We start from the raw sequence: 20609 nt of genomic DNA, 5'->3' as shown, positions 1-20609 counted from the left end.
AATTTACTTGATTAAAATTATCAAGCACTTGGAAAGTTTATCAAGTGTTTGTATGATTCAAATGTGAATAGCTTAAAAATAATACTGGGGTAAAAATATCTCAGGGGCCAATAAATTTAGGCTGAGCTTGAACAACAATTGTTATCTCTGGAGGATATCCATGAAATTGAGTCGTATTGCACTTGCTACTATGCTGGTTGCTGCTCCATTAGCTGCTGCTAATGCTGGCGTAACTGTTACTCCATTATTGCTTGGTTACACTTTCCAAGACAGCCAACACAATAATGGTGGTGATAAAGGTAATTTAACAAATAGTCCAGAGCTTCAAAACGATTTATTCGTTGGTGCGGCTCTTGGTATTGAGTTAACACCATGGTTAGGTTTCGAAGCTGAATATAACCAAGTTAAAGGTGATGTAAACGGCGCTTCTGCTGGTGCTGAATACAAACAAAAACAAATCAATGGTAACTTCTATGCTACTTCTGATTTAATCACTAAAAACTACGACAGCAAATTTAAGCCGTATGTATTATTAGGTGCTGGTCACTATAAATACGACTTTAATGGTGTAGATCGTGGTGCACGTGGTAACTCTGAAGAAGGTACTTTGGGTAACGCGGGTATCGGTGCTTTCTATCGCTTGAACGATGCTTTATCTCTTCGTACAGAAGCTCGTAGTACTTATAACTTTGACGAAAAATTCTGGAACTACACGGCTTTAGCTGGTTTAAACGTAGTTCTTGGTGGTCACTTGAAGCCTGCTGCTCCTGTAGTAGAAGTTGCTCCAGTTGAACCAACTCCAGTTGCTCCACAACCACAAGAGTTAACTGAAGACCTTAACATGGAACTTCGTGTGTTCTTTGATACTAACAAATCAAACATCAAAGACCAATACAAGCCAGAAATCGCTAAAGTTGCTGAGAAGTTAACTGAATACCCTAACGCTACTGCTCGTATCGAAGGTCACACAGATAACACTGGTCCACGTAAGTTAAACGAACGTTTATCTTTAGCTCGTGCTAACTCTGTTAAATCAGCTCTTGTAAACGAATACAACGTTGATGCATCTCGTTTGTCTACTCAAGGTTTCGCTTGGGATCAACCGATTGCTGACAACAAAACTAAAGAAGGTCGTGCTATGAACCGTCGTGTATTCGCGACAATCACTGGTAGCCGTACTGTAGTAGTTCAACCTGGTCAACAAGCTAAATAATTTTAGTTTTTGAACAGTAAAAAAGCGACTCGTTAGAGTCGCTTTTTTACTGCGCTTTTTAAAGTATTTATTCATTTGTATATCTCCTTGATGGTGGTTATTCAGTCAACTGGTCATAAGTAGTTTTTACCAATCACCTTTTCTTAATTGCTGTTTAGTATCTTGTCTATCTCTACGATGTTGGGCACGAGGTTTTTCCGTTTCGTGCATTCCACCTTTGTGAAGTAAAGGGGAGAGGGCAACCTGATTACGGACTTTGATTTTTGACATTTCTTTAATTTTCATGTTTTAACCTTTAATACATAAAACTTGTTTAAGTGTGTGAGCAACTTCAATGAGGTCAGCCTGATTTGCCATGACTTCATCAATATCTTTATAAGCACTGGGGATTTCATCGATAACACCACTGTCTTTACGACATTCAATACCTTGGGTTTGTTCAATAAGATCTTGTTGGTTAAAAAGAGTCTTTGCCTTGCTTCGGCTCATCTTACGGCCTGCTCCATGAGAACAAGAACAAAATGACTCAGGATTTGCTTTACCTCTGACGATATAAGAGCGTGCTCCCATTGAACCTGGAATAATGCCTAATTCATCTAAGCCTGCTCGAATTGCACCTTTTCGGGTAATCAATAAATTTTCACCGAAATGTGTTTCACGACTTACGTAATTATGATGACAATTAATAGCCTCTTTTGTCATTTGAAAAGAGGGAAGAATTGGACGAATCGCCTCTAAAATTAAACGCATCATTTCTTTGCGATTTTCAAAAGCATATTCTTGAGCCCACTCTACAGCTTCTACATAATCATCGAAACTGTTTGAGCCTTCAGCAAAATAACTTAGATCTTTATCAGGTACATGACCAAAACGATGCTGAGCTTCTTTTTTGGCTAACTCAATAAAATAAGTGCCAATAACGTTACCCAGTCCTCTACTACCTGAATGTAGCATCACCCATACGTCTTGATTTTCATCAATACATAGTTCGATAAAGTGGTTGCCACCCCCTAAAGTACCAAGTTGCTTTTGCCATGTGGCATCAAACTGTCGAAGCATTCGAACAAGGCCAGGATGCTTTTTGATAATGGGCTCTAAGCGTTTTTCAAGTGGAATAATGCTAGAAGCTTTTGCTTTAACTTGTTTATGCAAAGCAAATCCGACCGGTACTTTACGTTCGATTGCATCGCGTAAACGACTCAAGTTATCAGGCAGTTGTGAGGCCTTTAGGCTTAAGCGAATTGCATTCATTCCACAACCAATATCTACACCGACTGCAGCAGGAATAATGGCGTGTTTAGTTGGAATAACACTACCTACAGTCGCGCCTTTTCCTACGTGAACATCTGGCATTACTGCAATATGTGAATAGATAAATTGCAGTTGAGCCATTTTCTTGAGTTGTTCGATACTTTCACTATCTATATCTTGAGTGAAAATTTTAACGGGAACACCGTAAAGTGCTTCCTTGTTTAATATTTTTTGTATGCCCATAATTTTTCTCTTATTTTTGTCCGAGCAGGCATAAAAAAAACCTAGCGAATGCTAGGTCTTAAATTTGAGCATTCGGACAAGTGAAGTGAATTTGTACACTTGTCCGTGAGCTGACATCGTGCCAAATTATTTAATCTGTTTTACCTTGTAGTGTTGGCATGATGTCCTCCTTATTTAAAAGCGCCGTTGAAAATCTGAACGGCATTTTACGCCTTTTAAATCAAAGATCAAGTTTTTGATCTTTGATTTATTTTTAATTACTAATTTTTAGTCTTGCTCTGGCTTCACATTCATTTGGTCGTAAGGAATCAGTTTAGTTTTATATTTCCACTTGTAGCCTAACCAAATAATTAAGAACAATGGCAAGCTAATATAGGTTGAAAGTAGACCTAACCAGTCAATTTTCCCACCTAAAATAGCTTGATAGTTTTGTCCTAAAATAATGATTGAACAGAGGATAAATGCAAACCAAGGGGCAAATGGGAAAAATTTGGCGCGATAAGCTAAATCTTCTAATTTATATCCTTGAGCAATATAACCTTTGCGGAAACGATAGTGCGAAATCGCAATTCCTAACCAAACAATAAAGCCGCACATCCCTGACATATTAAGTAGCCAGTTAAATACTTGTTTTTCACCAATAAAAGTTGTTAAGAAACAAAAAGCGGCGATAAATGTTGTGGCATATAATGCATTCATTGGAACGCCACGACCATCAAGTTTTGCAAACCACCTTGGCGCACGGCCTTCCTGAGCCATTTTAAACAACATACGAGTTGAAGAGTACATGCCAGAGTTACCTGCTGATAAAATAGCAGTAAGAATGACAGCATTCATTAAGCCAGCTGCAAAAGCAAAGCCAACTCTTTCATAGAGCAATGTAAACGGAGAAAGCGCAATATTTTCAGTGGTAGCAGCTTGCAGTAGATTTGGGTCATCATAGGCAATCAGAGTACCGATAATGAAAATACATAAGACATAAAATAATAAGATTCGCCAGAAAATCTGTTTGATTGCAAGTGGAATCGTTTTCTTTGGATCTTTAGATTCGCCAGCAGCAACCCCAACCATTTCAGTCCCTTGGAAAGAGAATCCGGCAATCATTGCTACACCGATCATGGCCTGTAAACCACCCACAAAAGGTGCATCTTTATAGGTCCAGTTTCCAAAAGCTGCGACACCTGGAGTTAGCATAATCTTAATGATCATAGCTAAACCAATAATAATGAAGGCAATGATGGCGATCACTTTGACCATTGAGAACCAGAATTCGCTTTCGCCGAATCCTTTTACTGTCATGGCATTGATTGCAAAAATTACGACAAGGAACAGAGCACTCCAGTAGAACCCTGGAATATCAGGGAACCAGAACTTCATAATAAACTGAACTGCAACAAGTTCGAAGGCAACCGTAATTGCCCAGTTATACCAATAGTTCCAGCCTAAAGCGAAGCCAAAGCCTTCCTCGACATAACGACTGCCATATGTAAAAAAAGCACCAGAAGTTGGATTATGGGTTGCAAGTTCACCTAAACTGGTCATTAAGAAGTAAATCATAATGCCAATGAGAGAGTAGGCGAGTAGTGCTCCACCTGGGCCAGCATTTGCAATGGTTGAGCCAGAAGCAAGGAAGAGGCCTGTACCAATGGAACCACCAATGGCGATCATATTCAGATGACGAGCCCCGAGCTTACGCTGGAGTTTTTCAGGAGCATGTGTTTCGCTCATGGAGATTCCTTACATAGTTTGTTATGCACAGGCATATAACACCTTAAAGCCTTGAAGATCAGTTTTAATCTGGCACTGACCAAAGTGCTTCTCAATTAAGATCGGATAGTTTAAAAAACGGTTTGCTACAATCCATAGCTCGCCTGATGCCTTTAAATGTTTTTTAGCGTTCTGGCAGAGTCCTTCACTTGCATCATAGTCGGTATGAATACCTTGATGGAAAGGGGGATTACTAACAATGGCATCGAGTTCTGTTGGAGCGTCTGCAATACCTATGACAGGCTGCAATCTCAACTGGTCTGAACTTATTCCATTTCGACTAAAAGTCATTTCCGTTGACCGTAAAGCAAAAGCATCAATATCTAGAGCATGAATAATATTACTTGAATTTATTTTTGCCAAATAGCAACTGATAATTCCAGCACCACACCCGAAGTCGGCAATTCTACCTGATTTCACCTGATTAAGATAAGGGAGTAAAACAGCAGTTCCGATATCTAGATGATTTTGGCTAAAAACACCGGGTAGGGCACAAATCGTAAGCTCTTGTTCATTAACTTGAACGGTATAAGTTTTAAGCCATTTTTCTAGAGGTTTAATCTGTTCTGTTTTCTCAATCTTTAAGTGCCATAACTGACAGTGGCGAGCACTATCAAGTTTTAGTACTTTGCCGAAGCTTTGTAATTGTTTAGCGGCTCTTTCTACACCACCTTTTTTTTCACCAACTAAAAAAACAGATTGATTGGTTTTAAGATGGCTCATTACTACATGCAATATGTAATTCAAGAGCTCTTTAGATTTTGGAACAAAAATAATTGCTTGGTCGAATTCTTGTGATGGAAACTCAACTGAGAAGTGCGCTTTTGTTCCACTATTTATAAATCCCTGATAGTCGGCATGATTCCATGTCCAGACTGACGCATCAGTCCCAGCGGGTAATTGACTGACTAAGGCATCATTCGGTGCATTAATTAACAAGATTCTACCTTTCAAATAGTCTTGCTGTCTTAATACCACTTCACTTCTAGGATCCATGTACATCTCTCATGAAGAAGAATGCCCAGTGGGAGCTGGGCAGTAATCAAAATTAAAAGTTAGTTATTTATGCGTTTCAGGAAGCACAACATTTAAAATTAATGCTGCGATACCACCTGTTGCCACGCCAGAGCTAAAAATATTTTTAAATAATTCTGGAAGGTGCTCTAAAATTTGAGGAACTTGAGCAACACCTAAACCTAATGCAAGTGAGATGGCAATAATTAATAATGCTCGGCGGTCAAGGTGAACTGAAGAAAGAATATTAATGCCTGATGCAGCTACTGCACCGAACATGACCATAACAGCGCCACCTAATACGGCTTGAGGAACTGCTTGTATAACACCAGCTACTGCAGGGAATAGACCTAATAAAATAAGTAATCCAGCAATCCAGATGCCTACATAGCGGCTAGCAACCCCAGTGAGTTGAATTACACCATTGTTTTGAGCGAAAACAGAACTAGGGAAAGTGTTAAAAAGACCAGCGAGCAAAGAGTTTGCACCATTCACTAATACACCACCTTTAATGCGTTTCATCCATTCAGGACCATTAACAGGTTGGTTGGAAAGTTTACTGGTTGCTGTTACATCACCAATTGCTTCTAAAGAAGTCACCAAATAAATGAATGCCATTGGGATGAATAATCCCCAAGAGAAACTCAAACCAAAGTGCATTGGTGTGGGAATTTGTACGAGTGGCGCGTCTTTAATACCAGAAAAATCTAGATGACCCATAAATCCAGCAAGAACGTAACCACTCACTAAAGCGATTAAAATAGCTGAGCTTTTAATCCAAACCACTCGAATACGATTGAGCACAATAATAATAGCAAGTACCGTACATGACATAATAAGGTTGTCTGCACTTGCAAAAGTATGATCTTGCATGGCTTGATAGCCACCACCCATACTAATCAAGCCTTCTTTAATAAGCGTTAAGCCAATTAATAGAACAACAATACCTGTCACCAAAGGAGTAATGAGTCTTTTTACCCATGGAAGAATTTGCGAAACACCCATTTCAATGAAGGAGCCGGCAATGACCACACCAAATATTGCAGCCATAACTTGGTTTACAGGTGTTCCTGCGGCCACCATTGCACTACCGATACCAATAATCGGGCCAATAAAGTTAAAGCTTGTGCCTTGAACAATAAGAAGACCTGCACCAAACGGACCAACTTTTTTACATTGTAGAAATGTAGCAATACCCGAAATCACCAAAGACATCGATAAAATCATGTTAGTTTCGGTGCTTGAAACGCCTAAAGCTAAGCAAATTAAAAGGCCAGGTGTAACAATTGGTACAATAATCGCAAGCAAATGCTGGAAAGCTGCTAAAAAAGCGATCAAAGGTTTTGGTCGATCATTTAAACCATAAACAAGGTCTAAATGGTCTTGAGAGTGTTGATTGGACATGGGTGTAGGTCCGCCGCAATTTTGCAAATTGGCGCTATTCTAATCGAGATAACTATCTTTACAAAACGAAATACAGGCTATTAGAAATTTTTTTGTCAATGTCAATAAACTGTCACTACTCAAGAGTAGTGTTTTTCTGTATAATTTGCCCTCAAACTTTAGGCGTATCGAATTTACATGTCAGATATTAAAACACTCCGTAACATTGCCATCATTGCGCACGTCGATCATGGTAAAACGACTTTAGTCGACAAACTTTTACAACAATCAGGTGCATTAGGTGATCGCGCGGGTGAAATCGAGCGTGTGATGGATTCAGGTGCAATTGAAAGTGAACGTGGTATTACCATTCTTGCAAAAAACACTGCAATTAAATGGACTGATGCGCGTACAAATACAGAATACCGCATTAACATCGTGGACACCCCAGGACATGCTGACTTCGGTGGTGAAGTTGAACGTGTAATGTCGATGGTTGACTGCGTACTTCTTCTTGTCGATTCTCAAGAAGGTCCAATGCCACAAACTCGTTTTGTGACATCGAAAGCCTTTGCGAGCGGTTTGAAGCCAATTGTGATTATCAACAAAGTAGATAAGCCAAGTGCGCGTCCTGATTGGGTAATTGACCAAGTATTTGATTTGTTTGATAACTTAGGTGGTACTGACGAACAGTTAGACTTCCCAGTTGTTTATGCTTCAGGCCTTCGTGGTGTTGCTGGTCCTTCTCCAGAAGAACTTGCTGACGACATGACTCCATTGTTCCAAACAATTGTAGATATCGTTGAACCGCCAGCAGTTGATGTTGATGGTCCATTCCAAATGCAAATCTCTTCACTTGATTATAACAGCTTCGTTGGTGTAATCGGTGTTGGTCGTATTCAGCGTGGTTCAGTTAAATTAAACACACCTGTAACTGTTATCGACAAAGAAGGTAAAACACGTAACGGTCGTATCTTAAAAATCATGGGTTACCATGGTCTAGATCGCGTTGACGTTGAAGAGGCAAATGCTGGTGATATCGTTTGTGTAACAGGTATCGATGCACTTCATATTTCTGACACGATTTGTGATCCGAAAAATGTTGAAGCTTTACCGCCGTTATCTGTAGATGAACCTACTGTTACGATGACTTTCCAAGTAAACAACTCACCGTTTGCGGGTAAAGAAGGTAAATTTGTTACTTCACGTAACATTCGTGAACGTTTAGATCGTGAATTGATTCACAACGTAGCATTACGTGTTGAAGATACTGACAGTCCAGACCGTTTCAAAGTGTCTGGTCGTGGTGAACTTCACCTTTCAGTTCTTATTGAAAACATGCGTCGTGAAGGCTTCGAAATGGGCGTATCACGTCCACAAGTAATTTTGAAAGAAGTTGACGGCGAAAAGCAAGAACCATACGAAAACGTAACATTTGACGTTGAAGAACAGCACCAAGGTTCGGTAATGGAACAAATGGGTTACCGTAAAGGTGAAATGACAAATATGGAAGTTGACGGTAAAGGCCGTATCCGTATTGAAGCAACTGTTCCTTCACGTGGCTTAATTGGTTTCCGTTCTGAATTCTTGACCATGACTTCTGGTACAGGAATCATGACATCAAGCTTCTCGCATTACGGTCCAATGAAACAAGGTACTGTTGCGAAACGTCAAAACGGTGTGTTGATTTCTATGGTTCAAGGCGTTTGTTTGGGCTATGCATTATTCACATTGCAAGACCGTGGTCGTCTATTCGCTAAACCTCAGTTAGAAGTTTACGAAGGTATGATCATTGGTATTAACTCTCGTTCAGATGATATGGTTGTTAACCCAACTAAAGCGAAACAGTTAACAAACGTACGTGCATCTGGTACAGATGAAGCGTTAACGTTGACACCAGCTGTTGAATACACGCTTGAACAAGCGCTTGAGTTCATTGAAGATGACGAATTAGTTGAAGTTACTCCAAAGTCAATCCGTATCCGTAAGCGTTACTTGACTGAAAACGAACGTAAACGTAACCGTGATAAATAATTTTTCTTAAATGAAAAAGAAAAAACCGCTAAATTAATTTAGCGGTTTTTTTAATCGTTCTATTTAAAATTAAACTAAGCTTAAAATCATATTTTTCTTATCAGAGAATATGTTGTTAAAGTGTGAGATAGTTTTCTTTTTTTTGATAAAAATATTAAATTATCAATATCATGGCGAGTACTATCTAAATCGATAAGATGCCAATGAAAAAGAAAAATATGACGTGTTTCGACCCCCGACATCTGGAGATGTTTAGATGAGTATTATTCAAGAATTTAAAGAATTTGCCATTAAAGGCAATATGATGGATTTAGCCATTGGTGTGATTATTGGTGGTGCTTTTGGCAAAATCGTAGACTCTTTGGTAAAAGATATTATCATGCCAATTATCAGTGTGATTACTGGTGGTGGTGTTGATTTTTCACAGAAATTCATTGTTCTAGGATCAAATCCTGCCAACCTGCAATCTTTAGATGCTTTGCAAAAAGCAGGTATCAATGTTTTAACTTATGGTAATTTCCTCACCATTTTAATTAACTTCCTGATTTTGGCTTGGGTCGTTTTCTTAATGGTGAAATTATTAAATAGACTTCGCCGTGATAAGAATGAGCCAGAAGCTCCAGCTGCAACTCCTGAAGATATTCAGTTATTGCGTGAAATTCGTGATGAGTTGAAAAAGCAAGCTTAACAATATTCTGAAGTAATAAAAAACGGTACTAAAAGGTGCCGTTTTTTATTACTAAGTATTTTATGTTGAGCTAAAGGTATTGATAAAATTGGAAAGCTATCGATAAGCTCAGCTATGCATATTGTAAAAGGGGTATAAATAAATGAATCAGCTTTTTGTATATGGAACCTTATGCCCAAATAAAGCAAATGCTCATATATTAGAGCCGATTGGTGGTCAATGGACAAAAGCCAGTGTGCGTGGTGTGATTCACATTTTAGATTGGGGACCAGACAAAGGCCTAAAAGCGCTAGAGTTAGATTTAAAATCAGATTGGATAGAGGGCTATCTGTTTCGCACAGAAAAGCTAACTGAAAACTGGCAGATGCTTGATGATTTTGAAGGTTTTCAATACCAGCGTGTCATCGCAGATGTGAAGCTTGAGTCAGGAGAAATGGTTAAGGCTTGGACATATCAACTGAATGTGCAGGCTCAAGCTTCTGAAAACCATCATTAAAATAATGGAATCAACGTAAGCTGCCCATTCTGAATTTAACTTCTAAAAGATGATAACCAAACTGGCTTTTGATTGGACCTTGTAACACACGTTCAGCGGCGGTAAATACCACTTTATCAATCACTGGAACCAGTTGCCCTTTTTTGACTTCGCCTAGTTCTCCACCGCGTTTTGCTGAATTACAAGTTGAATATTGCTTGGCAATTTTGGCAAAGTCAGCGCCATTTTGTAGCTTCTTTTTTAACTGTTCGGCTAAGTCTTTATCTTTGACCAGAATATGTCGAACGATAGCTGTTTGCATTGTAACTTCCTCTGAAAACTAGAGCTTATTGGGCTTTTTGAGGGGTTGGCATTCTGGGCAAAATACACTAGCACGTTGACCAAGTTTTAAATTTTCTAAAGGGGTTTCACAGTTAACGCACATTTCTCCAGCACGACCATAAGCGAGAAGTGTTTGCTGAAAATAACCATTTTCACCCATGGCATTGCTATAGTCTCGTAAAGTCGAACCACCTAAATCAATCGCCGATTTTAAAATTCGTTTAATCTCGATAACCAGTTTCTCGATCTGCTGAAAACTTAAGTCCCCAGCTGGCTGAGCAGGATGAACTCCGACATTAAACAAACTTTCAGTTGCATAGATATTGCCAACACCCACCACAACATGATTATCCATAATTGCAATTTTTGTGCCGACAGATTTATTTTTAAGTTTTGAAGCTAAATATTCTGTATTAAAGTCTGTACTTAAAGGTTCTGGCCCTAAAGTATCAATTAACTTTCCTTGTGTTTCGGAATTTAGCCAGAGAATACAGCCAAAGCGACGCGGGTCATGGTAGCGTAATTCATGTTCTTCAAAGCGAATGATGAAATGATCATGTTTTCTCAGTTCATCATTTGATTGACACAAGCGGAAGCTTCCTGACATTCCTAAATGCCAGAGCATTTGATCTTGTTCAAATTCTGCCAAGATATATTTAGAACGTCGGTTTAGGCCAATAAGACGTTGCCCAACAAGTTTTTGAACATCATCTGGTATTGCCCAGCGTAAACTTGGGTTACGTACTTCAACACTTAGAACTTTTTGATTCAATAGGGGAAATAAACTGGTTTTGGTTGTTTCGACTTCGGGTAACTCAGGCATCGCCAACTCGCAGAATTAACAGATATACTGGATTAATCAAGTATAACGTGTGGTATGTAATATTTCAGAGATTACTATGTCAGATATTTTACCATTAAGCTGGTTTCAACGTGAAACCTCAGAAGTGGCTTATGACTTAATTGGCTGCGTATTATGTAAACGACAACCCGATGGTCAAGTCATCCGTTGCACAATTAGTGAAACAGAAGCTTATTTGGGGGTTCGTGATAAAGCTTGCCACAGCTACAATGACAAGCGCACAGCACGAACAGATGTAATGTATCGCTCTGGCGGTACGATTTATGTCTACTTAATTTATGGCATGTATGAAATGCTCAATCTCATTACTCAGACAGAAGGCATTCCTGAAGGAGTAATGATTCGTTCTGCATTTTTAAGTGATGCTTCAACTAAAAAAGAATATAAGCTTCTAGCTGGACCCGGCAAACTGACACGTTATTTAGGCATTGATCGGAATTTAAAAGGTCAAACCTTGGGAGACGAATCTGGACTGTGGATTGAAGCAGCTTCAATACAGCCAGAAGTGGTCATGACTCCACGCATTGGAATTGACTATGCCGAAGAAGCAAAAGACTGGCCAGAGCGATATTGCTGGAAAGATCATCCATCTTTGAGTCGATAATACTAATTTGGAAATCAGTTTTTAGATATTGATGAAGAGTGTTCTAGATTTACAACAATGCAAATCGAATTCAATATCCAGACAAGACATTACTTTTTGTTATCATAACTACAATATAAATAAAGGAAATAAGCATGTCATTATTACGCTTAGACCGACTTCACTACTGTATTTTGATGAGTATGGGCTGCATTTCTAGCCCATTTGTTTGGGCAGATGACTCAGCTCAAAACATTGCGGTATTGCCAACTTTACATGTTGAAGCAACCCGTACCGATACAACCTACTTGCAAACACCAGCTTCAGTTTTTAGAGTTGATGCGCCTCAAGCGGATACTTCTTCACAAGTAAATTTAACCGAAGTTGTGAAGGGGATACCGAGTTTACAGCTTCGCAATCGTGAAAATTATGCTCAAGATTTACAGCTTTCCATGCGTGGTTTTGGTGCACGCTCTACTTTTGGTGTTCGAGGCATTCGTCTATATGTAGATGGTATTCCTGCAACAATGCCAGATGGACAAGGTCAAACATCTAATATTGATTTAAGTAGTCTGGACCATGTTGAAGTTCTAACCGGACCTTTTTCATCGCTATATGGAAACTCATCTGGCGGGACGATTTTAACTTCCACAAAAGAAGGTCAAGGGAAAGACTCAATCGAGCTGAGCTATTCGGGAGGCAGCCACGATAAAAGCCGAGCAGGACTCGTGCTACAAGGTGGGGCAAAAGGTGCGAATGAACCAAGCTATGTCATTAGCTCATCATACTTTGATACCGATGGTTACCGAGAACATAGTGGTGCAGAAAAAGTATTAAATAATGCAAAACTCAGTTGGAGTCTTGATGATGGTAGCAAAATCAACTGGATAACCAACTATGTAAAAATTCATGCAGACGACCCGCAGGGTTTAACGCATGACCAGTGGAATGCTAATCCAAAGCAACAAGTTCCATTTTTAAAGCAATTCGATGTCCGTAAAGATATTGAACAGACTCAAACGGGTGTGACTTGGTCTAAACCGATTAATGACCAAAATGAACTCTATGCCATGGCATATTTAGGTAATCGCCAAGTCACTCAATATCAATCTATACCTAAATCAACACAAGATGCCAGCATCAATCATGCAGGCGGGGTGATTGATTTTGAGCGTAATTATTATGGTGCTGACTTCCGTTGGACGGGCAAAGAGTTACTTCCAAATACTACTCTAAGTATTGGTGTTGCACTCGATGCAATGGATGAAGATCGTAAAGGTTTTGAAAACTTTAATTTAGTAAACGGACAGCCTTCTTATGGCGTCAAAGGTAATTTGCGCCGTGATGAAGATAATACTTTGTGGAATATCGACCCCTATTTACAAGCTTCATGGCAGTTCTTACCAACGTGGCGTTTAGATACGGGCGTACGCTATAGCAATGTCCATTACAAATCTAAAGATAACTATTTAAGTAATGGCGACGATAGTGGTAAGACTGATTACAGTAAAGTTTTGCCTTCTGCTGCTTTAAGCTGGCAAATTTTACCTGAACTGATGGCCTATGTGAGTTATGCCAAAGGATTTGAAACGCCAACTTTTACTGAAATGGCATATCGTCCAGATGGAGAAAGTGGCTTTAATTTTGATTTAACCGCATCCACAAGCGATACCTATGAAACAGGCTTAAAATCACAAAACCAATTAGGTGATTTTACTTTGGCAGTTTTTCAAACTAAAACCAAAGATGACATCGTCTCTGCCGGCAACTCAAATGGTCGATCAACGTTCCGTAATGCAGATAAAACCTTACGTGAAGGCGTAGAGTTTGCATGGAATAAAAAGTTGTGGCGAGATTTAACAGCGACTGCTAGCTATACATATTTAGATGCAACTTTTGATGCTGATATTCCAGCTTTGGGAAGTATTGCTCAAATTCCATCGGGTAATGCCATTCCAGGAATTGCTAAAAACCAAGCTTATGCCTCTTTGGCTTGGCAGCCATCACATGGTCTATATGGCGGGGTAGATGTACAGTATATGGATAAAGTATACGTGAATGATACCAACAGTGACGCAGCGCCAAGCTACAGTGTAACCTCAGCTAATGTGGGTTATGCATGGGTAATGGGCGACTGGAAAGTGAATAGCTTTGCCCGTGTTGATAACCTATTTGATAAAAACTATGCAGGTTCAGTGATCGTAAATGATGGTAATGGACGCTACTTTGAACCAGCGGATGGACGTAACTGGAGTGCAGGTTTACGTGTAATTAAGCAATTCTAGGAATTAAAAATGGCAAAATTATTTGAAACGGTTAACTTTGGTTCACTACAACTGGTCAATAGAATTGTAATTGCTCCGATGTGCCAATATTCGGCAACAGACGAAGGTGAAATTACCTATTGGCATGAACAGCAATGGGCAAATTATGCATTGTCTGGTGCAGGACTTTGTATTGTAGAGGCGACTGCTGTACAAGCTGAGGGGCGTATTAGTTATGCTGACCTTGGGCTCTGGAATGATCAGCAACGTGACCAAATCAAAACTTTATTGGAGAAAGTTAAAACACTTTCTCCAATGCCATTTGGAATTCAGTTAGCGCATGCTGGTCGTAAAGCATCGACTGAAAAGCCATGGTTGGGTAAAGGCCAAATTGCAAAAAATCAACCCCATGGCTGGCAAACAGTTGCTCCAAGTGAAAGCACTTTTTCTGTTCATGATGCAGCGCCACATGCTTTAACCATTGCTGAAATTAAACAAGTTCAACAAGACTTTGCAGCAGCTGCAAAACGTGCCGTAGAAGCTGGCTTTGAGTTAATTGAAGTTCATGCTGCGCATGGTTACTTGCTACATCAATTCTTATCGCCAATTGCGAATCAGCGTACAGATGAATACGGCGGTTCTTTAGAAAACCGTATGCGTATGACTCTTGAGGTTCTTCAGGCAATTAAACTCGCTGTTCCTGAAGGTTATCCTGTTGGCGTTAGATTATCTGCGACCGATTGGTTGGAGAGCATCGAGCATTGGAACGTTGAGTCTACAGTGGGTTTATCAAAAGCTTTGGAGCAATTGGGCACAGCCTATATGCATGTGTCTAGTGGTGGTTTACACGAGCATCAATCTATTACGATTGGGGCTGGTTACCAAGTTCCATTTGCTGAACAAGTCAAAAAACATGTGTCTATTCCAGTCATTGCTGTAGGGTTGATTACCGAGCCAGAACATGCTGAACAAATTTTGGAAAACCAGCAAGCTGATGCTATTGGTCTTGCTCGTGCAATGTTATATGACCCAAGATGGCCTTGGCATGCAGCAGCAGCTTTAGGTGCAGAAGTTAAAATTGCGCCTCAATATTTACGTTGCCAACCTCACGGGGTAAAACAGCTTTTTAATTCTTTTTAACTGTATCGGGCAAAGTCATCTTTGCCCGTTTTTCTTTAGATGAGTGAGGACGGTCAGTGGTTTTTCAGGTTATTTTACCTATCTTGATATTGCTATTGATGGGCTATGTTTGTGTCCTCATCAAATTGGTAACACCTGAACAGATCAGGGCACTTAGCGCATTCGTCATTAAAATTTCCTTACCAGCTTTTTTAATTCATTCTTTGGCAAATAAAAATTTACAAGACATTTGGCACCCTGCTTATTTTATTGCGTATGGTGGCGGCTCTTTAATTTTATTTTTCTTGGCTTTTATTCTCTATCGAAAATATTTTAAAAATAGTTTAACCCATAGCGCCGTAATCTCGATGGGCGCATCTATGTCCAATACTGGATTTATGGGAACTGCTATTTTGACCATGTTGATAGGTAATCATGCAGCAATCTATATTTCTTTAACGTTGATTATTGAAAATTTATTGATTGTGGCACTCATGCTCATTTTGGCTGAAGCGGGTTTACATCAACAACAGAATCTTTTGCCGCTTTTAAAACAGACTTTTTTAAATTTACTCAAAAATCCTGTCATTATCGCTATTTTGGTTGGGATGGGATGTATTATCTTAGACCTTCATCTTCCTGCGGCCCTTAATCAGTCTCTAGAGTTACTCGGGCGCACGGCTTCGCCTTTGGCGTTGTTTGCCATTGGCGGAAGTTTAGTGGGTATTGGAATCACAACAGTAAATATGCAAAGCGTTTTATTGGCGACATTTAAAGTCATCTTGATGCCATCTGTTATTTTCACGCTCTTTTTAATAACTCCAGATGTAAGCCGCGAAATGCTTTACGCTGGAACATTAATTGCTGCTTTACCGATGCCGATTGCTTTTGGAATTTTTGGACAAGCATATGGTCTAAATGAAAAAGCATTAACGCCTCTCATGATTAGTACAATTGTTGGATTTATTGGGGTGAGCGGGCTTATTGCTTTATGGTGGTAAAAGAAAAGCCCCATAAGAGGCTAAATCATTCACTACTTTTTGGGTGCTGGCTGTGTGGGAGCATTTGTAGCTTGTTTACTTTTTTCTGCAATAATCTTATCAACTGAAGCTAAAGACGCTTTAGCGTTAGGAACATTTTGATTGGCAAGTTCAGTAAAGATCTTTTTGGCCTCAGGTAAATTTTGCGGAATGATATTGCCATTCGCCATCATGGTCGCTAAAGCCATAGACGCAGGGGCATAACCTTTTTGTGCAATTGACTGTAGGGCTTCTATGCCTTGGCGTTTCATGAGTGGATTTTTATTTTCAACACCTTGGCTAATATCATAAAGTGCTTTCACCTGAGTAGCAGGGTAGTTCCCCTTTCTAATTAAAGGTGCCAATTTTTGAATAGCAATTTGATGCGATTGCGGCTTTTTCTGAGCAAATAAAATCGTAGCAATTTTTACAGTTGCATCATCGGAACCTTGAGCTGAGGCTTTTTGAATATATTGACTGAATTTGTTGCTGTCTTTGGCAACGCCTAGTTCACCTGTCTCATAAATTTGTGCAAGCGTATAACTGGCTTGAGCATAACCTTTATTAGATGCGTCTTCATAATATTTGAGGGCTTTGGAAGAATCTTTTGCTGTTCCTTGTCCCATTTGGGTCATATAACCTAGGTTATAGATCGCTTGGGCATTACCAGTTTGGGCTAAACGTTGCATTTCCTGAAATGCAGCAGAATAATTTTTTGCTGCATAAAGTTGTTCGGCTTGTTTAAACGCATCTGTTTTAGCAGTGGCAGGGGGGGTATCTGCTGCAAAAATTGATGCACTTGAAAGAGTGATTAGGCTTGCGATTAGTAATTTTTTCATTTCTTTTTAACCTTTTACTTCGTAGCTACATCATTCCATTGATGCATTAAAATAGTTTCAATTTCTCATCATAAATATTGATTGCTGAAAGTAAACAGCCGATTTGTATATAAAGCACTGCACTTTGGGTAAATTGTGGAGAAAAAACACCCACTCACATTCATCAAATGGAGTGGGAAATATTCTTATTTTGCTGAATTGAGTAATGCTTCAATTTGCTTGGCATCACTTGGCACGCCAGAGAGTCTTTGGCCATCTTGCAAGAACAGAGTCGGTGTTCCATCTATATTTAATTTTTGACCTAAAGCCATATTCTTCTGAATTGGGCTTGAGCAACTTTTGCTATTAGTCGGCAATTTGCGGTTAAGCATATAGTTTGTCCAAGCTTCTGCCGGATTTTTTGAGCACCAAATTTGATTAGATACTTTTTCAGCATTTGGATGCAAACTGGTCAGAGGGTAAAGGAAAACATATATCGTTACGTTATCAACACCAACCATATTTTGTTCTAGGCGCTGGCAATATGGGCAGTCAGGGTCACTAAAGATATAGATTGTACGTTCGCCTTTTCCTTTTACATATTTAATTGCTTGATTGAGCGGCAAGCTTTTAACATCAATCTTACCTAATTCGGCAATTCGTTCGTCTGTCATATTTTTTTGTTGTTTAATGTCCACTAAATTACCGACAAAAAAATACTTCGCATCTTGGTTGGTATAGACAATACGACCACTTGTATACACTTCATAAATGCCTTGTACTGGCGACTGATAAACACCTTTTACAGGCAAATCTGGATAATTCGTCTTAAGATTTTGTTCAAGCGCTTTAACATCAGCATGAGCAGAACCGAAAATAGCCAGACTCAACATGAGTGTAGCAAGTTTAGTTTTCATCTTTTTTCTCTTTAATTTCAACCTGGATTATGATGGCATAGAACAATTAAAAAATTGATGCCCTAATTTAATGAATTTATTAGAATTTTGTATCTATAAAAAAGCCCGTGGAGGCATCCACGGGCTTTTTATTTATTAAATATAATTATTGTGGTCTAGCGACATCACCACTTAAGGCTTCTGGTAAATTTAGTACTTGAAGACCCAGTTCTTGAAGAGCAGCAGGTTTGGCAACAACTAAAGCAAGATAACCTTCATCATTTGCAATGCTATTAACGACTTCTATATCGTTATTTAATTGAGTTGCTGAAGCAGGCGCCTCACCTGTACCTTGAATCAAGTGTAACCAATGTTTTGGTTTTGCTTTAAACCAAAGACGCGCCACAATTTCTTGACCTAGGTAACAGCCTTTATCGTAATTGACGCCTTCACGTTGGTGTAAACGTAATTCTTGTGGCTGGAATTCATGTTCAGTCGCCTGTGTAATCCACGCTTGACCAGTCATAATGGCTTGTTTTTGCCATTCAGAAATATCAGTTTCAGTAGCAGAGAACTCAGTTTGATGACCAGAGATCTTTGGAAAAGCAGGGCCTTGTTCACTCAAGGTCATTTTCGAAAACGCACCAAATTTTTTAACATGTTTGGCAAATTCTTCTGCTTGATCTTGAGCAACTACAATTTCAAAACTTTCAGGATTAATCTTCTTTAGCCACAAGCCAAAGTGAATACGACCTTTAAGATCACAAATGGCTGTATAGCGAGTTTCATTTTCAGCTAAACGTTCAGTATCTACAGTAACTTGGCCTTGTAAAAACTTCTGTGCATCTACACCGTTTAAAGCATATGAGGAGAAAGCGAGCAGACTCATGATTAATCTCAAATTCAATATGTTTCTTTATGATTGCTGACTATTTTGCTCCATTTTTACTAAAAAATCAGCCATAGTTTTCGTAATTTGATCCCGTCCGAACAAAGAGTTTTGTTTGAAAAAAAACCAAAAATATACGTTCGCATAAATATGAGGGTTTAAGCTAATAAACATAATTTCGATAATTTAAAAGAAATTAAAATAAGGAGAATATGATGGCAACAGGAACAGTGAAATTTCATCGCGTGTTTAAGGCTCCAGCCGAGCGAGTTTATCGTGCATTTTTAGATCCAGACGCTTTAGTAAAGTGGTTGCCGCCGCACGGCTTTACTGCCAAGGTTCATAGTTTTGATGCAAATGTTGGTGGCTCATATAAAATGAGTTTTACCAATTTTTCGACAGGTTCAACACACGCTTTTGGTGGAACATATGTTGAATTAGTTCCAAATGAATTAATTCGATATAACGATCAATTCGATGACCCAAATTTACCGGGCACGATGCAAGTCACCATTACATTGAAAACGGTAATGGTGGGTACGGAAGTACATATTACGCAAGAAGGTATACCTGAAGTTATTCCCGAGGAGGCGTGCTATTTGGGATGGCAAGAATCTTTATCTTTACTGACTTTGTTAATCGAAGCGGATATCCCTGACCAATAAGCCTTCTAAAATTTTAATTAAATATTTAAAAAGTGAGTGGAGCTAAATCTACTCACTTTTCTTTTATAAGATCTATCTAAAATGTAAACCTTACTCAGAGAAAGACAATGGATATACACATTAAAAGAATTTATGAAAATGCAGACCCTAGTGATGGGAAGCGAATTTTGGTTGACCGCCTATGGAGTAGGGGAGTTAGTAAGGAAAATGCTCATTTAGATTTATGGCTAAAAGAAGTGGCTCCTTCAACTGAACTTCGAAAGTGGTTTCATGCAGCAACGCCAGATCATTGGGAAGAATTTAAGCAGTATTATTTGGAAGAGCTTGAGACCAACTTGGCAGTTAAAGAATTACAAGAGGTTGCATCAAAGCATAAAGTCACACTCTTATATTCGGCAAAAGATGTTGGAAATAACCATGCAATTATTTTAAAAGAATATCTATTAAATAAAAAATCGAAGTAAATATATAAATTTTTTTTTGGTAAAAGTCTTTTATTTAAAACTTTAAAAAATGAGTCATATCTCGCATAATATACTTTTTTGAGATTTTTTTCATGTCTTTGCCAAATTGCCCAAAATGCCAATCAGAATATACTTACCAAGATGGCGACTTATTGATCTGTCCTGAATGCTCAAACGAGTGGAAAGAAGGGGAGGCATCGCTTACTGAAGAACAAGAAATTATTAAAGATGCTAATGGCAATGTTTTAGCTGATGGCGACAGCGTGACTGTCATTAAAGACTTAAAAATTAAAGGCTCATCCTCAGTGGTAAAAGTAGGCACGAAAGTAAAAACAATTCGTTTAGTTCCAGATGCAAGTGATGGTCACAATATCGATTGTAAAATTGATGGTATTGGTCAGATGAAGTTAAAATCTGAATTTGTAAAAAAAGCTTAAACTGTTAATTTTCATTACATTTCGGTAGAGATATACATTTTATCTCTGCCTTTTAAATTTCTAATATCATTATAATTTTATTACGAAAAAGTATAAAAAATGGGCTATTCAAAGAATGATTGCCCATTTATATTGTCATAAATAACAAATAACTTTCGTCCAGAATAATAACGAAAGTCATAC

Annotated in this window: 21 protein-coding genes; 11 read left to right on the top strand and 10 right to left on the bottom strand. The window is 38.8% G+C overall.

Features of this window, described 5'->3' with window-relative positions; genetic code table 11:
• Positions 1–160: 160 nt before the first annotated feature.
• Positions 161–1213, top strand: a complete 1053-nt coding sequence (gene omp38 / locus WA249_RS03930) for an outer membrane protein Omp38 (protein ID WP_336166557.1) — start codon at positions 161–163, stop codon at positions 1211–1213.
• A gap of 126 nt (positions 1214–1339) precedes the next feature.
• Here omp38 and WA249_RS03925 read toward each other — a convergent pair whose 3' ends face one another.
• The 5 genes from WA249_RS03925 to WA249_RS03905 form a co-directional block, all read right to left on the bottom strand.
• Complete coding sequence (locus WA249_RS03925; RefSeq protein ID WP_005036254.1) at positions 1340–1498, bottom strand: hypothetical protein; 159 nt, start codon at positions 1496–1498, stop codon at positions 1340–1342.
• Positions 1499–1501: 3 nt separating this feature from the next.
• Positions 1502–2707: an RtcB family protein gene (locus WA249_RS03920; RefSeq protein WP_336166556.1), complete on the bottom strand. Its 1206-nt coding sequence runs from the start codon at positions 2705–2707 to the stop codon at positions 1502–1504.
• 267 nt (positions 2708–2974) lie between these two features.
• Positions 2975–4435 (bottom strand): amino acid permease, encoded by a 1461-nt coding sequence (locus WA249_RS03915; RefSeq protein WP_336166555.1) that lies wholly within the window; start codon positions 4433–4435, stop codon positions 2975–2977.
• 21 nt (positions 4436–4456) lie between these two features.
• Positions 4457–5470 carry a class I SAM-dependent methyltransferase gene (locus WA249_RS03910; protein WP_016137159.1) on the bottom strand — a complete coding sequence of 338 codons (1014 nt, stop codon included), beginning with the start codon at positions 5468–5470 and terminating at the stop codon, positions 4457–4459.
• A 63-nt stretch (positions 5471–5533) separates the two neighbouring features.
• Positions 5534–6892, bottom strand: coding sequence for a uracil-xanthine permease family protein (locus WA249_RS03905; RefSeq protein WP_336166554.1), 1359 nt, complete (start codon positions 6890–6892; stop codon positions 5534–5536).
• Positions 6893–7069: 177 nt separating this feature from the next.
• Here WA249_RS03905 and typA point away from each other — a divergent pair, with 177 nt between their 5' ends.
• The 3 genes from typA (at position 7070) to WA249_RS03890 (ending at position 10089) form a co-directional block, all read left to right on the top strand.
• Positions 7070–8905, top strand: a complete 1836-nt coding sequence (gene typA, locus WA249_RS03900; protein WP_003655262.1) for a translational GTPase TypA — start codon at positions 7070–7072, stop codon at positions 8903–8905.
• 256 nt (positions 8906–9161) lie between these two features.
• Positions 9162–9593, top strand: coding sequence for a large conductance mechanosensitive channel protein MscL (gene mscL / locus WA249_RS03895; protein ID WP_016137157.1), 432 nt, complete (start codon positions 9162–9164; stop codon positions 9591–9593).
• Positions 9594–9735: 142 nt separating this feature from the next.
• Entirely contained in the window at positions 9736–10089 is a 354-nt protein-coding gene (locus tag WA249_RS03890; protein ID WP_336166553.1) for a gamma-glutamylcyclotransferase family protein, read from the top strand.
• Between the two features lie 10 nt (positions 10090–10099).
• Here the strand turns inward: WA249_RS03890 and WA249_RS03885 are convergent, their stop codons facing one another.
• Positions 10100–10390, bottom strand: coding sequence for a peptidylprolyl isomerase (locus WA249_RS03885; RefSeq protein WP_005309756.1), 291 nt, complete (start codon positions 10388–10390; stop codon positions 10100–10102).
• A gap of 18 nt (positions 10391–10408) precedes the next feature.
• On the bottom strand, positions 10409–11233 hold the full coding sequence (mutM, locus tag WA249_RS03880) for a bifunctional DNA-formamidopyrimidine glycosylase/DNA-(apurinic or apyrimidinic site) lyase (RefSeq protein ID WP_336166552.1): 825 nt from the start codon (positions 11231–11233) through the stop codon (positions 10409–10411).
• A 76-nt stretch (positions 11234–11309) separates the two neighbouring features.
• On the opposite strand from mutM, the gene WA249_RS03875 reads away from it, so the two are divergent.
• From WA249_RS03875 to WA249_RS03860, 4 genes are all read left to right on the top strand, one after another.
• Complete coding sequence (locus tag WA249_RS03875) at positions 11310–11876, top strand: DNA-3-methyladenine glycosylase (RefSeq protein WP_336166551.1); 567 nt, start codon at positions 11310–11312, stop codon at positions 11874–11876.
• 134 nt (positions 11877–12010) lie between these two features.
• Entirely contained in the window at positions 12011–14140 is a 2130-nt protein-coding gene (locus tag WA249_RS03870; protein WP_336166550.1) for a TonB-dependent receptor family protein, read from the top strand.
• Between the two features lie 9 nt (positions 14141–14149).
• A complete protein-coding gene (locus WA249_RS03865) occupies positions 14150–15259 on the top strand; it encodes an NADH:flavin oxidoreductase/NADH oxidase (protein ID WP_336166549.1) in 1110 nt (369 codons plus the stop codon).
• 56 nt (positions 15260–15315) lie between these two features.
• Positions 15316–16239 (top strand): AEC family transporter, encoded by a 924-nt coding sequence (locus WA249_RS03860; RefSeq protein ID WP_336166548.1) that lies wholly within the window; start codon positions 15316–15318, stop codon positions 16237–16239.
• Between the two features lie 32 nt (positions 16240–16271).
• Here the strand turns inward: WA249_RS03860 and WA249_RS03855 are convergent, their stop codons facing one another.
• From WA249_RS03855 to ygfZ, 3 genes are all read right to left on the bottom strand, one after another.
• Positions 16272–17096 (bottom strand): tetratricopeptide repeat protein, encoded by an 825-nt coding sequence (locus WA249_RS03855; protein ID WP_336166547.1) that lies wholly within the window; start codon positions 17094–17096, stop codon positions 16272–16274.
• Between the two features lie 185 nt (positions 17097–17281).
• Positions 17282–17992 carry a DsbC family protein gene (locus tag WA249_RS03850; protein ID WP_336166546.1) on the bottom strand — a complete coding sequence of 237 codons (711 nt, stop codon included), beginning with the start codon at positions 17990–17992 and terminating at the stop codon, positions 17282–17284.
• Between the two features lie 145 nt (positions 17993–18137).
• On the bottom strand, positions 18138–18860 hold the full coding sequence (ygfZ, locus tag WA249_RS03845; RefSeq protein WP_336166545.1) for a CAF17-like 4Fe-4S cluster assembly/insertion protein YgfZ: 723 nt from the start codon (positions 18858–18860) through the stop codon (positions 18138–18140).
• A gap of 212 nt (positions 18861–19072) precedes the next feature.
• Here ygfZ and WA249_RS03840 point away from each other — a divergent pair, with 212 nt between their 5' ends.
• From WA249_RS03840 to WA249_RS03830, 3 genes are all read left to right on the top strand, one after another.
• Positions 19073–19525, top strand: coding sequence for an SRPBCC family protein (locus WA249_RS03840; RefSeq protein ID WP_174759921.1), 453 nt, complete (start codon positions 19073–19075; stop codon positions 19523–19525).
• Between the two features lie 107 nt (positions 19526–19632).
• Positions 19633–19989, top strand: a complete 357-nt coding sequence (locus WA249_RS03835) for a DUF488 domain-containing protein (RefSeq protein ID WP_336166544.1) — start codon at positions 19633–19635, stop codon at positions 19987–19989.
• Positions 19990–20081: 92 nt separating this feature from the next.
• Positions 20082–20426, top strand: a complete 345-nt coding sequence (locus tag WA249_RS03830; protein ID WP_009389494.1) for a zinc ribbon domain-containing protein YjdM — start codon at positions 20082–20084, stop codon at positions 20424–20426.
• The last annotated feature ends 183 nt before the right edge of the window (positions 20427–20609 follow it).

The sequence above is a fragment of the Acinetobacter sp. 161(2023) genome, assembly GCF_037027805.1.
In the GTDB taxonomy this organism is placed as follows: Bacteria; Pseudomonadota; Gammaproteobacteria; order Pseudomonadales; family Moraxellaceae; genus Acinetobacter.
This window is presented reverse-complemented; position numbering and strand designations above follow the sequence as displayed.

Excerpts from the sequence above, each read along its gene's own strand:
- ygfZ (WP_336166545.1), bottom strand. The coding sequence starts at position 18,860 with ATGAGTCTGCTCGCTTTCTCCTCATATGCTTTAAACGGTGTAGATGCA.
- WA249_RS03850 (WP_336166546.1), bottom strand. The coding sequence starts at position 17,992 with ATGAAAACTAAACTTGCTACACTCATGTTGAGTCTGGCTATTTTCGGT.
- WA249_RS03920 (WP_336166556.1), bottom strand. The coding sequence starts at position 2,707 with ATGGGCATACAAAAAATATTAAACAAGGAAGCACTTTACGGTGTTCCC.
- mscL (WP_016137157.1), top strand. The coding sequence starts at position 9,162 with ATGAGTATTATTCAAGAATTTAAAGAATTTGCCATTAAAGGCAATATG.
- WA249_RS03925 (WP_005036254.1), bottom strand. The coding sequence starts at position 1,498 with ATGAAAATTAAAGAAATGTCAAAAATCAAAGTCCGTAATCAGGTTGCC.
- WA249_RS03840 (WP_174759921.1), top strand. The coding sequence starts at position 19,073 with ATGATGGCAACAGGAACAGTGAAATTTCATCGCGTGTTTAAGGCTCCA.
- WA249_RS03905 (WP_336166554.1), bottom strand. The coding sequence starts at position 6,892 with ATGTCCAATCAACACTCTCAAGACCATTTAGACCTTGTTTATGGTTTA.
- WA249_RS03910 (WP_016137159.1), bottom strand. The coding sequence starts at position 5,470 with ATGGATCCTAGAAGTGAAGTGGTATTAAGACAGCAAGACTATTTGAAA.
- omp38 (WP_336166557.1), top strand. The coding sequence starts at position 161 with ATGAAATTGAGTCGTATTGCACTTGCTACTATGCTGGTTGCTGCTCCA.
- WA249_RS03855 (WP_336166547.1), bottom strand. The coding sequence starts at position 17,096 with ATGAAAAAATTACTAATCGCAAGCCTAATCACTCTTTCAAGTGCATCA.
- WA249_RS03885 (WP_005309756.1), bottom strand. The coding sequence starts at position 10,390 with ATGCAAACAGCTATCGTTCGACATATTCTGGTCAAAGATAAAGACTTA.
- typA (WP_003655262.1), top strand. The coding sequence starts at position 7,070 with ATGTCAGATATTAAAACACTCCGTAACATTGCCATCATTGCGCACGTC.
- WA249_RS03915 (WP_336166555.1), bottom strand. The coding sequence starts at position 4,435 with ATGAGCGAAACACATGCTCCTGAAAAACTCCAGCGTAAGCTCGGGGCT.
- WA249_RS03830 (WP_009389494.1), top strand. The coding sequence starts at position 20,082 with ATGTCTTTGCCAAATTGCCCAAAATGCCAATCAGAATATACTTACCAA.
- WA249_RS03835 (WP_336166544.1), top strand. The coding sequence starts at position 19,633 with ATGGATATACACATTAAAAGAATTTATGAAAATGCAGACCCTAGTGAT.
- WA249_RS03890 (WP_336166553.1), top strand. The coding sequence starts at position 9,736 with ATGAATCAGCTTTTTGTATATGGAACCTTATGCCCAAATAAAGCAAAT.
- WA249_RS03870 (WP_336166550.1), top strand. The coding sequence starts at position 12,011 with ATGTCATTATTACGCTTAGACCGACTTCACTACTGTATTTTGATGAGT.
- mutM (WP_336166552.1), bottom strand. The coding sequence starts at position 11,233 with ATGCCTGAGTTACCCGAAGTCGAAACAACCAAAACCAGTTTATTTCCC.
- WA249_RS03875 (WP_336166551.1), top strand. The coding sequence starts at position 11,310 with ATGTCAGATATTTTACCATTAAGCTGGTTTCAACGTGAAACCTCAGAA.
- WA249_RS03865 (WP_336166549.1), top strand. The coding sequence starts at position 14,150 with ATGGCAAAATTATTTGAAACGGTTAACTTTGGTTCACTACAACTGGTC.